Genomic DNA, 19,190 nt, shown 5'->3' with positions numbered 1-19,190 from the left:
GGGCCCGACTCCGTCCGCTCAGCTTCCTTCGCGCAGCGCCTTCTTGAGGATCTTGCCCATGTCGTTGCGGGGGAGCGCGTCGAGGAAGCGCACCACCCGGGGCCGCTTGTGCGGCGCGAGCTGCCCGGCCACATGGTCGGCGAGCTCCGCCTCCGCCGGCGGCCTCTCCCCGTCCCGCGCCACCACCCAGGCCACGATCCGCTCGCCCAGGTCCGGGTCGGGCTCCCCCGTGACCGCCGCCTCGCGCACGCCCGGGTGGTCGAGCAGGGCGTTCTCGATCTCGCCCGCCCCGATCTTGTAGCCGCCGCTCTTGATCAGGTCCGTCCCCCTGCGCCCCACCAGACGCACCGCGCCGTCCGCCTCCCGGACCGCCACGTCGCCGGTGCGGAACCAGTCGCCGTCGAAGGCCGCGGCCGTCGCCTCGGGCCGGTTCAGATAGCCGGAGAACAGGTTCGGGCCGCGCACCTGCACCTCGCCGACCGTCTCCCCGTCGTACGCCCCGAGCACCGAACCGTCCTCGTCCACGAGCCGCAGCCCCACCCCGGCGAGCGGCATCCCGACCGTCCCGGGGCGCGGCCCGGCGCCCGGCAGGACGCTGGTGTTCATGAGCGTCTCGGTCATCCCGTACCGCTCCACGACCGTCCGGCCCGTCGCCGCCGCGATCCGCTCGTGGTCGTGCACCGGCAGCGCCGCCGAACCGGACACCAGGAGCCGCGCCCCGGCCATCGCCCGGACCAGGGCCGCGTCCCCGGCCAGCGCGTCCGCGAGCCGGTGGTACATCGTCGGTACGCCGAACAGCATCGTGCCGCCCCCGGCACCCAGCTCCCGCGCCACGCCCTCCACCGAGAACGCGCCCAGGTGCCGGACCTCACCGCCCCGCCGCAACGGGCCCAGGACGCCGAGGACGAGACCGTGCACATGGAACAGCGGCAGCGCGTGCACCAGGACGTCGTCCGCCGTCCACGACCAGGCCTCGGCGAGCGCGTCGAGGGAGGCGGCGACCGCCCGGCGGGAGAGCACGACACCCTTCGGGGGGCCCGTGGTGCCGGAGGTGTAGACGACGAGGGCGGGGGCCTCCGGGTCGTCCGGTTCGACGGCCGCCGGGCCGTGGGCGGCGAGGTCCACATCGATCCGGGGCAGTCCGGCGAGCCCGGCGGGCAGCACGTCCGCCGGCCCCGCGAGGACCGCCGTGGGCGCGCTGTCGCCGAGGATGTGCGCCAGCTCCCGTTCGCCCGTGCGCGGATTCAGCGGTACGGCGGGCACGCCCGCGAGCAGCGCCCCGACGACCGCGACCGCCGTGTGCGCGCTGGACGTGGCCCAGACCGCGACCCGCCGGGACCCCGCGAGCCGGGCCGCCACCGCGCCGCCCGCCCGCGCCAGCTCCTCGTACGTCAGGGTGTCGGCGCCGCAGCGCAGCGCGGGCCGTTCGGGATCGGTCCCGGCCGCGTCGGCCAGGGCCGGGAAGAAGGCACTCACCTGTCGTACTCCTCGGGTCGTCGAGGGCGAGGGTCGCCGGGAGCCATTCTGCCGGGGCGTCAGGGCCGGCCGGCCGTGACCTTCGTCGCCTCCGCCGCATCCGCGTCGCCGTCGGGCCGGATCCCGCGCATCCGCCCGTACGCGTACGCACAGCCCGCGAGCGCAAGGTCCGACAGCAGCATGAAGCCGATCGAGTAGGAGCCCTTCGCGCTGTAGATCGCGCCCATCACCAGCGGCGGCAGGAAGCCGCCGAGCCCGCCCATCGCGCCGACGATGCCGGTCACGCTGCCGACCTTGGCCTGCGGGGTCACCTGGGAGACCAGGGCGAAGACGGAGCCGCTCGCCGTGCCGAGACCGGCCGCCATGAGGAGCAGGGCGATGGTGCCGCCCGGGTTCAGCGGCGGGTCGAAGGCCTGGACGATCGCCAGCAGGGCGACCACGGCCAGCGCGACGGCCGTGACGAGCGCCGGGTGCACCCGGTCCGACAGCCAGCCGCCGATCGGCCGGAAGACGACCGTGACCAGCGCGAACCCGGCGGCCTTGGTGCCCGCGTCCGTCGGGTCGAGCTCGTACCAGGTCTTCAGGTACGTCGGCAGATAGACGCCGAACGCGACGATGCCGCCGAAGCCGATCGCGTACAGCGCCGACAGCTCCCAGGTGACCCGCAGCCGGCCCGCCGAGCGGAGCCGGTCCGCCAGCGGGGCGGTGGGCACCGGCCGGTCGGGCCGGTCCGTGATGAGGAACGTGGCGAGCACCGCGTACACCGCGAGCGCGACCGCCACCACGATGAACGGCAGGTTCTCGCCGTGCTTCGCGATGCGCGGGGTGAAGTAGCCGGAGAGCGCGACACCGCCCATGCCCATGCCGAACACGCCCAGTGCCAGACCGCGCTTCGCGGGCGGGAACCAGGAGTTGACCAGTGGGATGCCGATGGCGAAGGTCGTACCCCCGAGACCGAGCAGGAAGCCGACGGCCAGCATCAGGCCGTAACTGTCCTTGACCACGATCAGCAGCAGCACGGGGACGATCGTCAGCGCCGAGACCAGCGGGAACATCAGCTTCGCGCCGTACCGGTCGGTCAGCGCCCCGGCCGGGACGCGGCCGAGCGAGCCGACGAGGACGGGCACCGCGACCAGCAGCGACTGCTCGAAGGAGCTGAGGCCGAGCCGGTCGCCGTACCAGCTGGCGAGCGGCGCGATCAGGTCCCATGCCCAGAACGTGAGCGTGAAGCCGATGGTCGCCATCACCAGGTTGCGGTAGGCCGCGGCGGTCGGGGGCTTGGTGTCGGTGGTCACCCCTCCAGTCAAGATCGGGACGGGGTCGGCGGCGCGCCGGGCTGCTCCGTACGAGTGCCCGCGCGCGTGCCCTGGGTACGGGCCCGCGCGCGTGCGGGCCCCGCGCGCCGGGCTCCTACGGCCAGCACACCGTCGTCGGCGGTGTGCCGTCGTCCTCGACCCGCAGCCGTGCGCCCCCGTCGCCCACCGACACCTCCACCATGATCGCGCCGATCCCGGACCGCCGGTGGGCCGCCGCGAGCGCCCCGCGCAGCGTGGCCAGGATCCTCCCCGCGTCCTCCTCGTCCACGAGGGTGTCGACCGCGCCGGAGAAGTGCACCGACGGCTGGAAGCCGAGCAGGACCGCCGCCCCGCCGGTCTCCCGCAGCACCTTCCCCCGGAAGGAGGTCGGTGCGTCGGCGGGCGGCTGCTGGAGCGCGAAGATGGTCGTACGGACCTCCTGGATCGTCGAGTCCAGCTCGTCCACCGCCCGCCCGAGCAGCGCGTCGTCGTCGGCGGAGCCGGCCGCCCGCCGCCGGGTGGACTCCAGCATCATCTCCGTGGCGAACAGCCGCTGGACCACCAGATCGTGCAGGTCACGGGCGATCCGGTCCCGGTCCTCGTACACCGCGAGCCGCTCCCGGTCGTGCCGTGCGTCCGCGAGGACCAGCGCGAGCGCCGCCTGCGAGGCGAACTGCGAGGCGAGCAGCCGGTCCACCGCCGAGTAGGGCTCCGCGCCGCGCCGCCGGGGGAGCGCGAGGGTGCCGATGAGCTTCCCGCCGCTCTGCAGCGGCAGCATCATCGAGGGGCCGAACCGCGACCGCACATGGGTGGTCATCCGGGGATCGGTCGCCGAGTCCTCGATGAACACCGGTTCCCCGCCCAGGAGTTGGACGAGGACGGGGGAGCCGGGCGCGATCGTCGTGCCGACCAGGTCGCCCGGGTCGTCCGTGGTGGAGGCGGCCACGATCTCCATCCCGCCCTCCTGGGTGGGCTGGAGGACCACCCCGGCGGAGGCGCCGGAGAGGATGCGGGCCTGCTCGGCCACGGCCATCAGGGCGTTCTCCGCGGACTGGCCGGTCAGCAGCGCCGTGGTCACCGCGGCGGCCCCCTCGATCCAGCGCTCCCGCTGCCGTGCCGTCTCGTACAGCCGGGCGTTGCCGATCGCGATCCCCGCCTGCGAGGCGAGGATCCGGAGCAGAGTGAGGTCCTCCTCGGTGAAGCCGCCCACGTGCTTCTCCGTCAGGTACAGATTGCCGAAGACCTCGGTGTGCACCCGGATCGGGACACCGAGGAAGGAGTGCATCTCCGGGTGTCCCTCGGGGACGCCCGAGGAGCGCGGATCGGCCGTCAGCTCCGCGAGCCGCAGCGGCTGCGGGTCCTGGATGAGGACGCCGATCAGCCCGGTGCGGCCGTCGGGGATGCGGCCGATGCGCTGCCGCTCCTCGTCGGTGACGCCGGAGGTGAAGAACTCGGTGATGCTGCCGCGCTCGGGGTCGACGACCCCGAGCGCGCCGTATCGGGCCCCGGTCAGCTCGGCGGCGGAGTCCACGATGTGCTGGAGCGTGGTGCGGAGTTCGAGGTCCGTGCCGACGCTGAGGACGGCTTCGAGCAGCACCGGCAGACGGGGCGCGTCCTCGTCCGTGTCCTCATCCATGATCGTCATGGTCCCATTGTCATACGAATCATGAGGTTTCGCCGGAGGTGTCCGGGCGTGGCTCGATCCGCGTCGGCATCGTCGGCCCGGTCCGCGCTCAGTCCTCGTCGGCCAGCGGGTCGCGCTCCGCCAGCGGGTCGAGGACCATCGGCTGGACCTTGCCCTCCAGCATCGCGCCGAGGCCCAGGACCGCGCACACGTCCGGGCGTTCGGCGATGTGCACCGGCATCCCGGTCGCCTCGCGGAGCATCTGGTCCAGCCCCGGCAGCAGCGCCGAGCCGCCGACCATCATGATCCCGCGGTCCGCGAGGTCGGCCACCAGGTCCGGCGGGCAGTCCCGCAGCACCTTCCCGATGCCGTCGAGGACAGCCGTCAGCGGGGTGTGGATGGCCTCGCGCACGGCGGCGGTGTCGACGGTCACCGAGCGGGCCAGGCCGGTGGCGACGTCCCGGCCGTGGATCTCGGTCCACGCCGGGCCGTGCGGGGTCAGACCGTTCCCGCTGAGGGCCAGTTGGAGCGGGCGCACCGACTGGCTCGGCAGCATCAGCTCGTGGTGGTGGCGCAGATGCTGGATGACGGCGTGGTCGATGGCGTCGCCGCCGACCGCCATCCGCTCCGCCGTGACGATCGCGCCGAGCGACAGCACCGCGACCTGCGTGGTCGCCGCCCCGCACACCATGATCATGGTCGCCGTCGGCTGCTCGACCGGCAGCCCGCAGCCCACGGCCGCCGCGATCAGCGTGTCGACCAGCTCGACCCGGCGGGCCCCGAGACCGACGAGGGTCTCCACGGCCGCGCGCTGGGCAAGGGGGTCGCTGTCGTGCGGGGTGCAGGCGGCGGCGCGCAGCCGGGGCTTGCGGCGCAGCTGGCGGCGCAGCTTCTCGCCGAGGAGGTGGCGGAGCATCCGCTGCGCCATGTCGATGTCGACGACGGTGCCGCCCGAGACGGGGCGGACCACCCGGATGTAGTCGGGGGTGCGGCCGGTCATCTTCTCGGCCAGCGCGCCGACGGCGATCAGCGCTCCGGTACGGGTGTTGACGGCGGCGACGCTCGGCTCGTCGACGACGAGTCCGGCGCCCTTGACGAAGACCCGGGTGCGGGCGGCACCCAGGTCGACGGCGACATGGCAACGACGCAGCTGCTCAAGGCTGACGGTCACGGCGGATCCTCCGGAGTGCGGTGCTGGCACGGGCGAGGCGTTTCGCGTTACGCGATCCTGTTGGCATCGTCCGGCCGTCCGGGGCGCGGCGCGCGCTGGGCTGCGCCGCCCGGGGCCCGGCGTGGCGCGTCCGCGCGTACGCCCCGAAGCGGGAGAATCTCGGCGCACAGCCGCCGACCTGCGGTTTCCTCACAGGATCCTCACGTCCGTGCCTACCTGCGGCCGTACCGGGCCGCATAGCCTGCGGGCCCCATGGACTACTGCAACGCGTGCCGGCGGCACCTCAACGGGGCCCTCGCCTGTGCCGGGTGCGGGACTCCGGTCGAGGAACTGCGGTACGAGACCCCCCACGTACCCGCCCAGCGAACGGCCCCGCCGGTCCACGTCCAGGGGTACGCCCCGGCCCATGCCCAGGGGTACGCCCCCGACAACTCTCAGGGTCACGCACCGGACGACGTCCAGGGTTACGCACCGGACGACGTCCAGGGTTACGCCCAGGCCTACGCCGAGCCGGACCGGACCCACGCCGAGCCGGACCGGGCCGCGCCCGAGCACGTCTACGAACTCGACGTCCTGGAGCCGCCGCGCCCGCCGGCCGGTGGCCGCCGCGCCGTCCGGGGTCGCGCCGCCGCGCGCCGGGGCAGACGCTCGCGGAGCCGCCGGGGCCGTACCGTCCTGGTCGGCACCCTCGGTCTGGTGCTGGCGGCCGGGACGCTGACCCTGGTGCGGCTGGCGACGGAGGAACCGGAGGCGCGGGGCGCGGCCACGGCCGTCGAGGAGCAGGACGTCGCCGAGGAGACCCTGTCCCCGGACCCGGTGGAGACCACGGAGCTCCCCGACGGCGGCGGTACGTCCCCGGCCGCGCCGACGCCGACGCGCCCGCACCGGGTGAGCGCGGGCACGGGACCGGGCGGAAGTACGGGCAAGGGCTCGGGTACGGGTCCGGGCAGGGGCACGGGAGACGGCTCCGGTACGGGGAAGAGCGACGGCGGCCCGCAGGGTCCACCGGCGCCCACCGCCCCGACGGCGGCGCCCACGACCCCCACGCCGACACCGACGAGGACGGAGACGGGGAAGGAGCCGACGGGAACGTCCGCGCCCCCGGCGCCCCCGGCGTCCACGACCTCCACAGGCCCGACCCCGAGCACCACCCCCACACCGCCCCCCACGCCCACCCCGACATGCACCCGGTTCCTGTGGTGGTGCGTGTAGGGCCGTACGGCGGGACGGCCGACGGCGGTGGGGGAGCGGCTCGGCTCGGGCTTCAGACCGCGTCCGTGCCCAGCATGCGCTTCAACAGGTCCCGGAGCAGGGTGCGTTCGGTCTCGGTCAGTTCGTTCAGGGGCTCGCGGGCGAAGTCCAGGGACTCGCGCAGGCGGCGTGCCGTGTCGCGGCCCTCCTCCGTGGGGACGGCCAGCTTCACACGGCGGTCGGCCGGGTCCGGGCGGCGCTCCACCAGGCCGCGGACCTCAAGGCGGTCCACGATCCCGGTGATGTTGGACGGCTCGCACTTCAGCTTCTGGGCGATCCGCCGCATCGGCAGCGGGTCCAGCGAGAGCAGGCCGAGGACGCGCGCCTGCGCGCCGGTCAGGGCGTGCTGCGCGGCCGCCTGCTCGTACTCCTCGTAGTAGCGCGCCACGACCGTACCGATCAGCTCGACGACTTCGAGGGTCAGGGGGTCCGTGCGTGAGGTGGCCATGGGTGACATCCTACTCGGATACTTGACAACATGAAATATCCAGGCGCATGGTTGTTTCAGTCAGTGAATCTTTATTGATCTCAAGTTTTCCCGAGCGTTCCCCCTGGAGGCCGTGCTCATGTCCGTTCTTCCCGCGTCCAGCCGTGAGTGGCACCTCGTCGCCCGCCCGCACGGCTGGCCCACCCCCGCGGACTTCGCCCTGCGCGAGACCCCGGTCACCGAGCCCGCCGAGGGCCGTGTCCTCGTGCGCAACCTGCACTTCTCCGTGGACCCGTACATGCGCGGGCGCATGAACGACGTGAAGTCCTACATCCCGCCGTTCCAGCTGGACCGGCCCATGGACGGCGGCGCGGTCGGCGAGATCATCGCCTCCGACGCCGAGGGCTTCGCCGTCGGCGACCACGTCCTGCACGGCCTCGGCTGGCGCGAGTACGCCGAGGTGCCCGCCCAGCACGCCACCAAGGTCGACCCCGCGCTCGCCCCCCTCTCCGCGTATCTCGGTGTCCTCGGCATGACCGGCCTCACGGCCTACGCCGGCCTCTTCGACGTCGCCTCCTTCAAGGAGGGCGACGCGGTCTTCGTCTCCGGCGCCGCCGGCGCCGTCGGCAGCCAGGTCGGCCAGATGGCCCGCCTCAAGGGTGCCTCCCGCGTCATCGGCTCCGCCGGCTCCGACGAGAAGGTCAGGTTCCTCGTCGAGGAGCTCGGCTTCGACGCCGCCTTCAACTACAAGAACGGCCCCGTCAGGGACCAGCTCCGCGAGGCCGCCCCGGACGGCATCGACGTCTACTTCGACAACGTCGGCGGCGACCACCTCGAAGCCGCGATCTCCTCGCTCAACGTGCACGGCCGCGCCACCATCTGCGGCATGATCGCCCAGTACAACGACACCGAGCCGGTCCCGGGCCCGCGCAACATGGCGATGATCATCGGCAAGCGGCTGCGCCTCCAGGGCGTCCTGGTCGGTGACCACTACGGCCTCCAGCAGCAGTTCGTCCAGGAGGTCGGCGGCTGGCTCGGTTCCGGCGAGCTGAAGCACCGCGAGACCTTCGTCGACGGCATCGAGAACGGCGTGGACGCCTTCCTCGGACTGCTCCGCGGCGACAACACCGGAAAGATGATCGTCTCGGTGACCCGTTAGTCTTCCCTCAGCCGCCGCGATCGTGGGCGCGAGTCGCGGCGAACCCATGAAGGAAGTACCTCGCATGTCGATCCAGCACTCCGACGTCCTCTACACCGCCGTCGCCACCGCCGAGAACGGCCGTGACGGCCGGGTCGCCACCGACGACGGTCAGCTCGACGTCGTCGTGAACCCGCCCAAGGCCATGGGCGGATCCGGCGCGGGCACCAACCCCGAGCAGCTCTTCGCGGCGGGCTACAGCGCCTGCTTCCAGGGCGCGCTCGGCGTCGTCGCCCGTAACGAGAACGCCGACATCGCCGGCTCGACGGTCACCGCCGAGGTCGGCATCGGCAAGAACGACGACGGCTTCGGCATCATCGTCAAGATCTCGGCGACCATCCCGAACGTGGACGCCGAGACCGCCAAGAGCCTGATCGAGAAGGCCCACCAGGTCTGCCCGTACTCCAAGGCGACCCGCGGCAACATCACGGTCGAGCTCGCCGTCTGAGTCCGGACGAGGTCGAACGAGGGCCGTACTCCCCACCCGGGAGTACGGCCCTCGCCGCGTCCGGGCCGTCGGGCGGGGCCGGGTGAGCCTTCCCGGCACGGCCTGCGGCATCATGTCCCTGGCCGGCGGACCAGGGGAGTCGAGTGGCGTCGTACGACGGGCCGGAACGCACCGGCCACGAGCTGATCGGCGGGCGCTACCGCCTGGGCGAGCGCCTCGGCCGGGGCGGCAACGGCGTCGTGCGGCGGGCCACCGACGAACTCCTGGGGCGTTCCGTCGCGGTCAAGACCCTCACCCTCGACTCGGACGCCGACCCGGCGGGCGCCCTCCGCGAGGCCCGGGTCGTCGCCCGCGTCCGCCACCCGCACGTGATCGTCGTCCATGACGTCGTCGAGCACGAGGGGCGGCCCGCCCTGGTGATGGAGCTGGTCGACGGCGGCTCGCTCGCCGACCGGCTGGCCGGCCCCGGCGGGGCGCTGTCCGTACGGGAGACCGCCCGCCTCGGGCTCGCCCTGCTCGGCGCGCTGTCCGCCGCCCACGCCCACGACGTGCTGCACCGGGACGTGAAGCCGGCCAACGTCCTCCTGGAGAAGGACACCGGCCGCGCGGTCCTCACCGACTTCGGCATCGCCAGCCTCCCCGGGGCGACCACGCTCAGCGGGACCGGGGTCTTCGTCGGCACCCCCGAGTACACCGCGCCGGAACGGATGCGGGGCGAGGAGGCGGGACCCGCCGCCGACCTGTGGTCCCTCGGCGCGCTGTTGTGCGCGGCGGCGACCGGCACCTCACCCTTCCGCCGGGACTCGATCGGCGCCGTCCTGCACGCCGTCGTGTACGGGGAGATCCGGCCGCCCGAGCACCTCGGCCCCCTCCTGCCCGTCGTCCACGGCCTGCTCGAACGCGATCCGGCCAAGCGCCTGACCGCCGAGGAGGCCGGCCGGCTGCTCACGGCCTGCGTCACGGCGGGGGAGGAGACCCCCCTGACGACGGCCGGCCTCCCGGACGTCGACACCCCCCGGCTCGACACTCCTCGGCTCGACACTCCAGACGTACCGGACCGGGACGGCATGTCCGCCGCCCAGCCCCCCACCCGTGACACCCCCGCGCGCCGGGGCGCCCTCGCGCTGCCCCTCGTGGCCGCCGCCGTCGCCGCCTGCGTCGCCGCGGTGACCGTCGCCGTCCTGATCGCCGTCCGTGACGAGGGCGCCCCCGAGGCGGGTCCCCTCGCTCCCGCCCCCACCCGTACGACCACCGCCCCGCCGACCGCCACCCCGCCGACCACCGCCCCCGCCTCCGGCCCGCTGCCCGCCGGGTACACCGCCGTCACCGACGAGCGCGGCTTCACCCTGGCCGTACCCACCGGAGCGACCCGCTCCACCGACGGCGACCGGGTGTTCTACACGACGGGGGACGGGTCCGTCTGGGTCGGGATCAGGATCAGGGCGATCCCGTCCGGTGGCGCGATCGGGGTGATGCGCGCCTCCGACGCGAGCGGTCCCCGCACCAACCCGGGCTACCGCGACGCCACCGTGGAGGAGACCCGGCACGAGGGACTGCCCGCCGCCCGCTGGGAGTTCACCTGGAACGGCTTCACCGCCGCCGAGGGGCCCCGGCACACCGCCGACGTCTGCTGGGAGCAGGCCGGGACCCTGTACGACGTATGGTCCTCCGCCCCGGTGGGCCGTGCCGACGAGGCCCGCGCCCACCTCGAAGCGGCGCTCGGCTCCTTCCGCACCTCGGGCCGTTCACCGGGCGGTACGTCGGGTGGTACGCCGGGGAGCTGACCCGCGCGCCACCGATAAAGTGGCCCCCATGCGTGATCTCGGGGTGGGTTTCAGACATCTGGTCGAGGGCCAGAAGTGGGTGTTCCAGCACGGACGGTGGTTCGGTTTCGGGCTGCTGCCCGGACTCGTGACCCTCGTGCTGTACGCGGGCGCGCTCGTCGGTCTCGGTTACGGCGCCGACGACCTGGCCGCCTGGGCGACCCCCTTCGCCGACGACTGGACCTCGCCCTGGCTCGGCCTCCTCCGGGGCACGATGACCGCGCTGGTCTTCGCCTTCGGGCTGTTCCTCGCGGTGATCACCTTCACCGCCGTGACCCTGCTCGTCGGGCAGCCCTTCTACGAGTCCCTCTCCGAGGAGGTCGACCGCGGCGAGGGCGGCGAGGTGCCCGAGTCGGGGCTGCCGCTCTGGCGCGACCTGTGGATCTCGGCCCGGGACAGCGTGCGGGTGCTGCTGAGGGTCGCGTTCTACGGCGTCCTCCTCTTCGCCTGCGGCTTCATCCCGGTGGTCGGCCAGACCGTCGTCCCCGCCATCGGCTTCTGTGTCTCCGGCTTCTTCCTCACCGAGGAACTGACGGCCGTCGCGCTCCAGCGCCGTGGCGTCGAGCTGAAGGAGCGGCTGCGGCTGCTCCGGGGCCGCCGGATGGTCGCCCTCGGCTTCGGAGTTCCGCTGACGCTCGCCTTCCTGGTCCCCTTCGTCGCCGTCCTCCTGATGCCGGGCGCCGTCGCCGGAGCCACCCTGATGGCCCGTGACCTGCGGGGCGAGCCGAGCGCCGAGGACCGGGACGAGACCCGGGACGAGGCCGACCGAGAGGGCGACCGGAACGACCAGCGGGTGCACCCCTTCCCCCGCTGAGACCGAGGTCCCTCAGACCTCCAGCACCGGATGCAGCTCCGGTCGCGCGTCCCACCACACCCGGTAGAACGCGTTGTTGTCGACGTTCGCCAGATAGGCGTGCGCCGCCGCCCGGTACAGCAGCTCCGCGTGCCGGGCGGACACCGCCGCCTTGTTCCAGGCGAGCCTGATCCGCCCGAGCACCGGATCGCCCTCCAGCGGGCGCAGGACCGTGCCCGCGGCGGGCGGGGCCGTCGGCTGGCTCATCGAGATCGCCCGGCCCGCGGCGATCAGCCCGTAGTGCATCTGGCGGTCGGGCACCCGGTGTCGCAGCACCGGGGCGAAGCCGGCCTTCGCGCAGGCCGCGACCAGCGCCTCGGGGCCGCCGTCGTCGTCCTCCACCAGGGTCATCCAGGACTCGCCGGACAGCTCCGCGAGCGCGATCCGTTCCCTGCCTGCCAGCGGATGCCGCGCTGAGAGCCGTACGCAGAACGGCTCCTTGGGCACCACGGTCCTCGCGGTGGTGCCCTCCGGCAGAGCCACCTCGTGGTCGTTGACCTCCCCGTAGAGCACGGCGTCGTACCGTCCCGCGCCCAGCTGCCGGGTCAGCGTGGTGGCCGAGTGCTCCACGGTCACCGCGATGTCCTGCCCCGCCATGATCCCCTCCAGCTCCCCGAGCAGCCCGTCGACCAGCACGAGCAGGATGCAGCCGAGGCGCAGCGGGGTGTGCGGGGCGGCGGCCCGAGCCCCGGCGGCCAGCGCGTCCATCTCGCCCAGCACGAGGCGGGCCTTGGCGAGGACGAACTCGCCGAGCGGGGTGGGTTCCACACCATGTCGGCCGCGGAGGAACAGCTCGCCTCCCGCGACCCGTTCGATGCGGCGGAGCTGCGCGGAGAGGGCCGGCTGCGAGACCCCGAGACGCCCGGCGGCACGCCCCAGACTGCCCGCTTCGGCTATCCGGCAGACGGCCTCAAGATGCCTCAACTCCAGCTGCATTTCAGCAGCGTACGCAGCACCGTCCGGCCGCACCATAACCCGCGTCTTATGCCGGATGAGATGTCCCGAACTAGCCATGTCCACGCCCATACTCGGCGCGACGACCCGTCTCCCCCACCACGATCCACACCCCGATCGGAGCAGACGTTGCACCCCACCAGACTCACGGCGGCCGTGGCCGCCCTGGCGCTCTCGGCGAGCCTCGCGACCGCCCTCGCCGGCACCGCCGCCGCGGCCCCGCAGGCGCAGCCCGTCCCCCCGGGCCACGGCAAGTCCCTCGCCCTCGCCGCCGCCGACGGCGCCGCGGCGAGCGGCCTCGACGAGCTGCGGCACGGCGCGGACGAGGACCTCGTCCGGACGTCCGTCACCCCCTGGGCGAACGGTCTGTACTACGCCGCCTACGAGCGCACCTACCGGGGCCTCCCGGTCGTCGGCGGTGACGCCGTCGTCGTCTCCGACAGCACCGGCAAGGTCCGCGAGGTCACCGGCGCCCGGACGCCCGCCGTCAAGCTCTCCACCCGGGCCGGGGTGAGCGCCGCCGCGGCCCTCGCCACCGCCCGGAAGCAGCTCGCCTCCGTCGAGTCCGCGAGCGCCCCCGAACTGACCGTGCTCCTCAAGGGCGGCAAGGCCGTCCTCACCTGGCACACCCTGGTCATCGGCCGGACCGCGCAGGGCGCCCCCAGCTCCCTCGACACCTTCGTCGACGCCCGTACCGGATCGGTCGCCCGCGCCACCGACAAGATCCTGCACGCCGACGGCCGCGGCTACCACAACGGCAACGTCACCATCGACACCGCCGCGAGCTCCATGACGGACACCACCCGCGGTGGCTTCAAGTGCGGCGGGCAGAACGGCAGCGCGTACACGGGCTCCTCGCCCTGGGGCAACAGCGGCGCCAACGACCTCGTGACCGCCTGCGTCGACATCATGTACGCGGCGCAGAAGGAACACTCCATGCTCAAGGAGTGGTTCGGCTACAACGGCCAGAACGGCCAGGGCGGCATGGTCCCGGCCCGCGCCGGACTGAGCGAGGTCAACGCGTACTACGACGGTACGAAGACCACGTACGGCCGCAACCAGGGCGGCACCATGCAGCTCACCGGCATCGACGTCGTGGCGCACGAGTACGGCCACGAGATCTTCGACCGGACGCCGGGCAGCTCGGGCTCGTCCAACGAGAACGGCGGCATGAACGAGTCGACGGGCGACATCTTCGGCGCGCTCACCGAGCACTACGCCGACAACCCGAGCGACACCCCGGACTACACGGTCGGCGAGAAGCTGAACTTCCTCGGCGACAACAAGCCGATCCGCTACATGTACAACCCCTCGCTCGCCGACAACGCCCCCAACTGTTACCCGCAGTTGAGCTCCGGCACCGAGGTGCACGCGGCGGCGGGGCCGCAGAACCACTGGTTCTACCTGCTCGCCGAGGGCTCCACCCCGGGCGGCGGCAAGCCCAACAGCCCCATATGCTCCGGCGGTCCGTCCTCCGTGACCGGCGTCGGCATCCAGAAGGCCGGCAAGATCTTCATGGGCGCCCTGCTCATGAAGACCTCCTCCTGGAACCACCTCGCCGCCCGCAAGGCGACCCTGACCAGCGCCAAGAACACCTACGGCAGCGCCGAGTGCAACGCCGTGAAGGCGGCCTGGAACGCGGTCGGCGTCCCCGCCCAGTCCGGTGAGACCGACTGCGGCGGCACCACCACCCCGGACTTCTCGCTCGCCCTGAACCCGTCCTCGGGCTCGGTCCAGGCCGGCGGCACCGCCACCTCCACGGTGAACACCTCCACCACCGGCGGCAGCGCGCAGACCGTCCAGCTCACCGCGAGCGGCGCCCCGACCGGGGTCAAGGTCTCCTTCAGCCCCGACTCGGTGACCTCGGGCTCCTCGTCCACGATGACCGTCCAGGTCGACGCGAGCGCGGCCGACGGCACGTACCCGATCACGGTCACCGGTACGGGCTCCACCACCCACACGGTCACCTACCAGCTGTCGGTCGGCAACACGACCCCGCCCACCGGCTGTGACAACACCGAGTACAGCTACCAGGGCACCCTGGCCTCCGGTCAGGCCGCGGCCCAGCCGGACGGCTCGTACTACTACTCGGCGACCTCGGGCACCCACGTGGGCTGCCTGCGCGGCCCGGCCGGCACCGACTTCGACCTCTACCTCCAGAAGTGGAACGGGGCGACCTGGGTGGACGTGGCCGTCGGCGGCACGGCGACGGCCGACGAGGACACCAGCTACTACGGCACCGCGGGCTACTACCGGTACGTGGTCCACGCGTACAGCGGCTCCGGCGCGTACACGCTGGGCCTGAGCGCCCCGTAAGGGGATGAGCGCCCCGTAACGGGGGCGGGACGTCGTCGCGGACCGGGGGTTCCGTGACGGCCTTCCCGGAGTCGGGCGGCCGAATGTCCCACGGCCGCCCGGCTTCTCCGTTCCCCGCCTCCCGGCGCCTCCGGGTCCGCCGTCCCGCCGCCCGGCTTCTCCGTGCCCCTGACTCAGCCGACCTCCGCCAGCGCGAAACCCGGTTCCGTCCCGCCCGCGTCCGCGATCCGCTCGCCGTCCGGGCCCCAGGCGCCCGCCGCGCCGACGCCCACGCACTCCTCGTTGGCCCCCAGGGCGTTGCCGAGCACCACGTACAGACCGAAGTCCCTGGCCCGTACCGGGTACACCCGCTCGAACGAGTCGTTGTCGGCGCCGAGCACCGAACTCGCCAGGTACACCCCGCAGCCGTCGGCGGCGGCCCGCTCCGCCAGCTCGGGGAAGCGGTTGTCATAGCAGGTCGCCAGGGCGAACCGGACCCCGTCGAGCGCGAACCGCCCGTCGGCGGCGCCCGGTTCGAAGGCCTCCGCCTCGACCCCGTACAGGTGCTGCTTGTCGTAGCGGGTGAGGAGCGAGCCGTCCGGACCGATCACCAGCGTGGTGATCCCGGGCCGCGAACCTCCGGTCCGCACCGGCCCGTTGACCACGGCCGCCGCACCGGTCGCCCGGCAGGCCTCCCGTACGGGAGCGAGGCGGGGGTCGTCCTCGTCGAGGACCAGGGCGGGGGTGTCCCGGACCAGGGACGGCTCGTACCCGGTGAGCGAGAGCTCGGCGAAGACCACGACCCGGGCCCCCTCCGCCCCGGCGGCCCGGACCAGCCCGGCGATCGTACGGGCGTTGGCTTCGATGTCCCCGGCGACCGGGGCGAACTGGGTGGCTGCGACGATCATGACCCCCATCATCCCCCGCGCCCGCCGCGCGGGAAAGCACGGGACCCCCGCGAGGCCTCCGCGGTCTCCCGCGGCAGCGCCAGGAAGGCGGTCGCCGTCCCGCCGGGCTCGGGGCCTGGTCGACGGGACACCCCGTCAGGCGGTGTCCGCCTCGTCGTCCCCGGACAGCAGCCGCAGGAAGTCCCGGAAGGCGCCCGGCATGTCGACCGCCGAGGGGTCCAGGAGCCACTGGTACTGGAGACCGTCCATCACCGCCGTGAGGAGGGGTGCCGCCCGCTCCGGGGTGAGCCCGCCCGGCAGCCGGTCGCCGAACTCCGTGCGCAGCACGTCCGCCATGTTCGCCCGCACCTGCGCGTACCGCTCGGTGAAGAACTCCCGTGCCGGGTGCCCGTCCGTCACGCTCTCGCCGAGCAGCGCGGAGAAGGTCTGCACGATGCCGGGCCGCATCGCGTTGTACTCGACGAGGGATTCGATCAGGTCGAGCCGCCAGCCCTCGCGGTCCCGGCCGCCGCTGGTGTCCCAGCGGTCCCGCTCCTCCAGGACGGCGACGAGCAGCGCCTCCTTCGTCGGGAAGTAGTGCAGCAGCCCCTGCTGGGTCAGCCCGACCCGCTCGGCGACCGAGCCGAGGGTGGCGCCCCGGTAGCCGCGCTCGGCGATCACTTCGAGGGCGGCGCGGAGGATGTCCGCACGCCGTTCCTCACTCCTGGCCCGCACCATCGCCGTGGCCCCCTTCCGCGTCGTCGTTCCCGCCGTCGCTTCCGATCATCGCTTCCGGCAGGACCGTATCCCCTCCAGGAAGGTCACAAACTGATAACATCACCTACCGGTCTACAGGTAACCGGGTGCAGGATGGACACATCGGGGTCATCGGTACGTCAATGAGGAGGTACGGCCATGACGGAGACCAGCGCCGACACGGCACGGGAAGCGATCGTCGAGGCGGCACTCGCCAAGCTCGGCCTGGACGCCAAGACCCGGCTGCTCGGCGGCCAGGACATGTGGTCCCTGCCCGCCCTGCCGGAGATCGGGCTGAAGTCCCTGGTCATGTCCGACGGCCCGATCGGTGTCCGCGGCGTCCGCTGGACCGCCGACGACCCGTCCGTGGCCCTGCCGTCCCCGACCGCGCTCGCCGCCACCTGGGACCCGGCCCTCGCCCGTCGCGCCGGCCACCTGCTCGCCCAGGAAGCCCGCCGCAAGAGCGTCCACGTGCTGCTCGCGCCCACCGTCAACCTGCACCGCAGCCCGCTCGGCGGCCGTCACTTCGAGGCCTACAGCGAGGACCCGTACCTGACGGGCGCCGTCGCCACCGGCTACGTCCAGGGCGTCCAGGAGGGCGGTGTCGGCACCACCGTCAAGCACTTCGTCGCCAACGACGCCGAGACCGACCGCTTCACCGTCGACAACCGGATCGCCCCGCGCCCGCTCCGCGAGATCTACCTCGCCCCCTTCGAGGCCATCGTCAAGAACGCCCACCCCTGGGGCATCATGACGGCCTACAACCAGGTCAACGGCGTGACCATGACTGAGCACCGCCACCTGGTCAACGAGGTCCTCCGCGGCGAGTGGGGCTTCGACGGCTACAACGTCTCCGACTGGATGGCCGCCCGCTCCACCACCGGCGACATCGAGGGCGGCCTCGACGTCGCCATGCCCGGCCCCGACACCGTCTACGGCGAGAACCTCGCCGCCGCCGTCCGCGCCGGCGAGGTCGCCGAGTCCGCCGTCGACACCGCCGTCCGCAACGTCCTGCGGCTCGCCGCCCGCGTCGGCGCCCTCGAAGGCGCCCCGCCGGCCGTCACCGAGCACCCCGCCACGATCGACGGCGACGCCCTCGCCCGCGAGATCGCCCGCCGCGGCTTCGTCCTCGTACGGAACGAGGACGGCGCGCTCCCGCTGGCCGCCGGCACCACCGTCGCCCTCTCCGGCGCCGCCGCCCGTGACGCCCGCGTCCTCGGCGGCGGCTCCGCCCAGGTCTTCCCCGAGCACGTCGTCTCCCCGCTCGACGGCCTCACCGCCGCCCTCGCGGGGCTTTCCGGGGAGGGCTCGCTGACCTTCAGCATCGGCGCCGACCCCAGCGAGGAACTCGTCCCCGCCGACCAGGGATTCAGCATCCGCGCCCGCTGCCGCGACGCCGAGGGCCGCCTCCTCGGCGAGGGCTCCCTGCCCAACGGCCAGGTCCAGTGGATCGGAGACGACCTCCCGGCCGGCGTCACCCACGACGAGCTCGCCTCCATCGAGGTCGTCGGCACCTTCACCCCGCGCGAGTCCGGCGACCACGCCTTCGGCACCCGCGGCCTCGGCTCCTACGTCCTCACCGTCGCGGGCCGGACCGTCTTCGACGGCGTCCAGGAGCTCGGCCCCGAGGCCGACCCCTTCGAGGCCTTCTTCGGCTCCCCTGTCGAGCGCGGCAAGGTCAGGCTCACCGCCGGCGAGACCGTCGAGGTCTCCCTGCTCCACACCCTGGAGAAGGACCCCGAGGAGGCGATGCGGGCCGTCATGTTCTCCTTCGTCCACCTCGGTCCGCGCCGTGACCCCGACGAACTGATCGCCGAGGCCGTCGAGGCCGCCCGCACCGCCGCCACCGCCGTCGTGGTCGTCGCCACCACCGAGCGCGTCGAGTCCGAGGGCTTCGACCGCCAGGACCTGGCGCTCCCCGGCCGCCAGGACGACCTCGTTCGCGCCGTCGCCGCCGTCAACCCGAACACCGTCGTCGTGGTCAACTCCGGCTCCCCGGTCGAGCTGCCCTGGCGCGAGGACGTGGCCGCGATCCTGCTCAGCTGGTTCCCCGGCCAGGAGGGCGGCGCCGCCCTCGCCGACGTCCTCACCGGCGCCGAGGAGCCCGGCGGGCGCCTCCCCACCACCTGGCCCGTCACCCTCGCCGACGTCCCCGTCACTGAGGTCACTCCCACCGAGGGCCGACTCGACTACACCGAGGGCGTGTTCGTCGGCTACCGCGCCTGGGACAAGGCCGGCGCCGTCCCCGCGTACCCCTTCGGCCACGGCCTCGGCTACACCACCTGGTCGTACGAGTCCCTCACCGCGGGCCCCGACACCGCCACCGTCCGGCTCACCAACACCGGCGACCGCACCGGCCGCGAGATCGTCCAGCTCTACCTGGCGCCCGTCGACGACTCCGTCGAGCGCCCGGCCCGCTGGCTCGCCGCCTTCGCGAGCGTCGAGGCAGGCCCCGGCGAGACCGTCGAGGCCGAGATCGCGCTGCCCCGCCGCGCCTTCGAGATCTGGGACGAGGACAAGAACGACTGGACCCTCGTCCATGGCGGATACGAGGTCCTGGCCGCGCACTCCCTGACAGACGCCCGGCTGAGCGCGACACTGGAGGTCTGACCCCGGGGGGGCACCCCTGAGGACGACCCCCTACGGGTCCCTTGAGGAAACCCCCCAGTGGGTCCCCGAGAACGGCCCCGGGGCGGAACCTGACAACCGCCCCGGGGTCCCTCACTCCTTCG

15 protein-coding genes are annotated in these 19,190 nt (G+C 73.4%); 7 read left to right on the top strand and 8 right to left on the bottom strand.

The window, feature by feature from the left end; all coding sequences use genetic code 11:
- Nucleotides 1–18 precede the first annotated feature (18 nt).
- From ABT154_RS16345 to ABT154_RS16330, 4 genes are all read right to left on the bottom strand, one after another.
- Entirely contained in the window at nt 19–1,476 is a 1,458-nt protein-coding gene (locus ABT154_RS16345) for an acyl-CoA synthetase (RefSeq protein WP_351857493.1), read from the bottom strand.
- 59 nt (nt 1,477–1,535) lie between these two features.
- Nucleotides 1,536–2,720 carry an MFS transporter gene (locus ABT154_RS16340; RefSeq protein ID WP_351857597.1) on the bottom strand — a complete coding sequence of 395 codons (1,185 nt, stop codon included), beginning with the start codon at nt 2,718–2,720 and terminating at the stop codon, nt 1,536–1,538.
- A 166-nt stretch (nt 2,721–2,886) separates the two neighbouring features.
- On the bottom strand, nt 2,887–4,416 hold the full coding sequence (locus tag ABT154_RS16335) for a GAF domain-containing sensor histidine kinase (RefSeq protein WP_351857492.1): 1,530 nt from the start codon (nt 4,414–4,416) through the stop codon (nt 2,887–2,889).
- Nucleotides 4,417–4,504: 88 nt separating this feature from the next.
- Nucleotides 4,505–5,566 carry a rod shape-determining protein gene (locus ABT154_RS16330; RefSeq protein ID WP_351857491.1) on the bottom strand — a complete coding sequence of 354 codons (1,062 nt, stop codon included), beginning with the start codon at nt 5,564–5,566 and terminating at the stop codon, nt 4,505–4,507.
- A 252-nt stretch (nt 5,567–5,818) separates the two neighbouring features.
- Between ABT154_RS16330 and ABT154_RS16325 the strand changes: the two genes are divergently transcribed.
- Nucleotides 5,819–6,778 carry an SCO2400 family protein gene (locus ABT154_RS16325; RefSeq protein WP_351857490.1) on the top strand — a complete coding sequence of 320 codons (960 nt, stop codon included), beginning with the start codon at nt 5,819–5,821 and terminating at the stop codon, nt 6,776–6,778.
- Nucleotides 6,779–6,830: 52 nt separating this feature from the next.
- Here the strand turns inward: ABT154_RS16325 and ABT154_RS16320 are convergent, their stop codons facing one another.
- The gene (locus ABT154_RS16320; RefSeq protein WP_332434676.1) at nt 6,831–7,265 is read right to left on the bottom strand and encodes a MarR family winged helix-turn-helix transcriptional regulator; all 435 of its coding nucleotides are present in this window, start codon (nt 7,263–7,265) and stop codon (nt 6,831–6,833) included.
- Nucleotides 7,266–7,383: 118 nt separating this feature from the next.
- On the opposite strand from ABT154_RS16320, the gene ABT154_RS16315 reads away from it, so the two are divergent.
- The 4 genes from ABT154_RS16315 to ABT154_RS16300 all read left to right on the top strand — a co-directional run bounded on the left by ABT154_RS16315 (nt 7,384) and on the right by ABT154_RS16300 (nt 11,527).
- Nucleotides 7,384–8,403 (top strand): NADP-dependent oxidoreductase, encoded by a 1,020-nt coding sequence (locus tag ABT154_RS16315; protein ID WP_351857489.1) that lies wholly within the window; start codon nt 7,384–7,386, stop codon nt 8,401–8,403.
- A 64-nt stretch (nt 8,404–8,467) separates the two neighbouring features.
- Nucleotides 8,468–8,890 carry an organic hydroperoxide resistance protein gene (locus ABT154_RS16310; RefSeq protein ID WP_351857488.1) on the top strand — a complete coding sequence of 141 codons (423 nt, stop codon included), beginning with the start codon at nt 8,468–8,470 and terminating at the stop codon, nt 8,888–8,890.
- A gap of 143 nt (nt 8,891–9,033) precedes the next feature.
- Nucleotides 9,034–10,674, top strand: coding sequence for a serine/threonine-protein kinase (locus ABT154_RS16305; RefSeq protein ID WP_351857487.1), 1,641 nt, complete (start codon nt 9,034–9,036; stop codon nt 10,672–10,674).
- Nucleotides 10,675–10,702: 28 nt separating this feature from the next.
- Nucleotides 10,703–11,527, top strand: a complete 825-nt coding sequence (locus ABT154_RS16300) for an EI24 domain-containing protein (RefSeq protein WP_351857486.1) — start codon at nt 10,703–10,705, stop codon at nt 11,525–11,527.
- A gap of 12 nt (nt 11,528–11,539) precedes the next feature.
- Here the strand turns inward: ABT154_RS16300 and ABT154_RS16295 are convergent, their stop codons facing one another.
- Nucleotides 11,540–12,502 (bottom strand): LysR family transcriptional regulator, encoded by a 963-nt coding sequence (locus ABT154_RS16295; protein WP_351857485.1) that lies wholly within the window; start codon nt 12,500–12,502, stop codon nt 11,540–11,542.
- Nucleotides 12,503–12,649: 147 nt separating this feature from the next.
- Between ABT154_RS16295 and ABT154_RS16290 the strand changes: the two genes are divergently transcribed.
- Nucleotides 12,650–14,836: a M4 family metallopeptidase gene (locus ABT154_RS16290; protein ID WP_351857484.1), complete on the top strand. Its 2,187-nt coding sequence runs from the start codon at nt 12,650–12,652 to the stop codon at nt 14,834–14,836.
- Between the two features lie 173 nt (nt 14,837–15,009).
- Here the strand turns inward: ABT154_RS16290 and ABT154_RS16285 are convergent, their stop codons facing one another.
- Both ABT154_RS16285 and ABT154_RS16280 read right to left on the bottom strand, forming a co-directional pair.
- Nucleotides 15,010–15,723: a carbon-nitrogen hydrolase family protein gene (locus tag ABT154_RS16285; protein ID WP_351857483.1), complete on the bottom strand. Its 714-nt coding sequence runs from the start codon at nt 15,721–15,723 to the stop codon at nt 15,010–15,012.
- A gap of 135 nt (nt 15,724–15,858) precedes the next feature.
- The gene (locus tag ABT154_RS16280; protein ID WP_351857482.1) at nt 15,859–16,440 is read right to left on the bottom strand and encodes a TetR/AcrR family transcriptional regulator; all 582 of its coding nucleotides are present in this window, start codon (nt 16,438–16,440) and stop codon (nt 15,859–15,861) included.
- A 177-nt stretch (nt 16,441–16,617) separates the two neighbouring features.
- Between ABT154_RS16280 and ABT154_RS16275 the strand changes: the two genes are divergently transcribed.
- On the top strand, nt 16,618–19,068 hold the full coding sequence (locus ABT154_RS16275; RefSeq protein ID WP_351857481.1) for a beta-glucosidase family protein: 2,451 nt from the start codon (nt 16,618–16,620) through the stop codon (nt 19,066–19,068).
- The last annotated feature ends 122 nt before the right edge of the window (nt 19,069–19,190 follow it).

The sequence above is a fragment of the Streptomyces sp. NPDC001728 genome (assembly GCF_040297565.1).
GTDB lineage: Bacteria > Actinomycetota > Actinomycetes > Streptomycetales > Streptomycetaceae > Streptomyces.
This window is presented reverse-complemented; position numbering and strand designations above follow the sequence as displayed.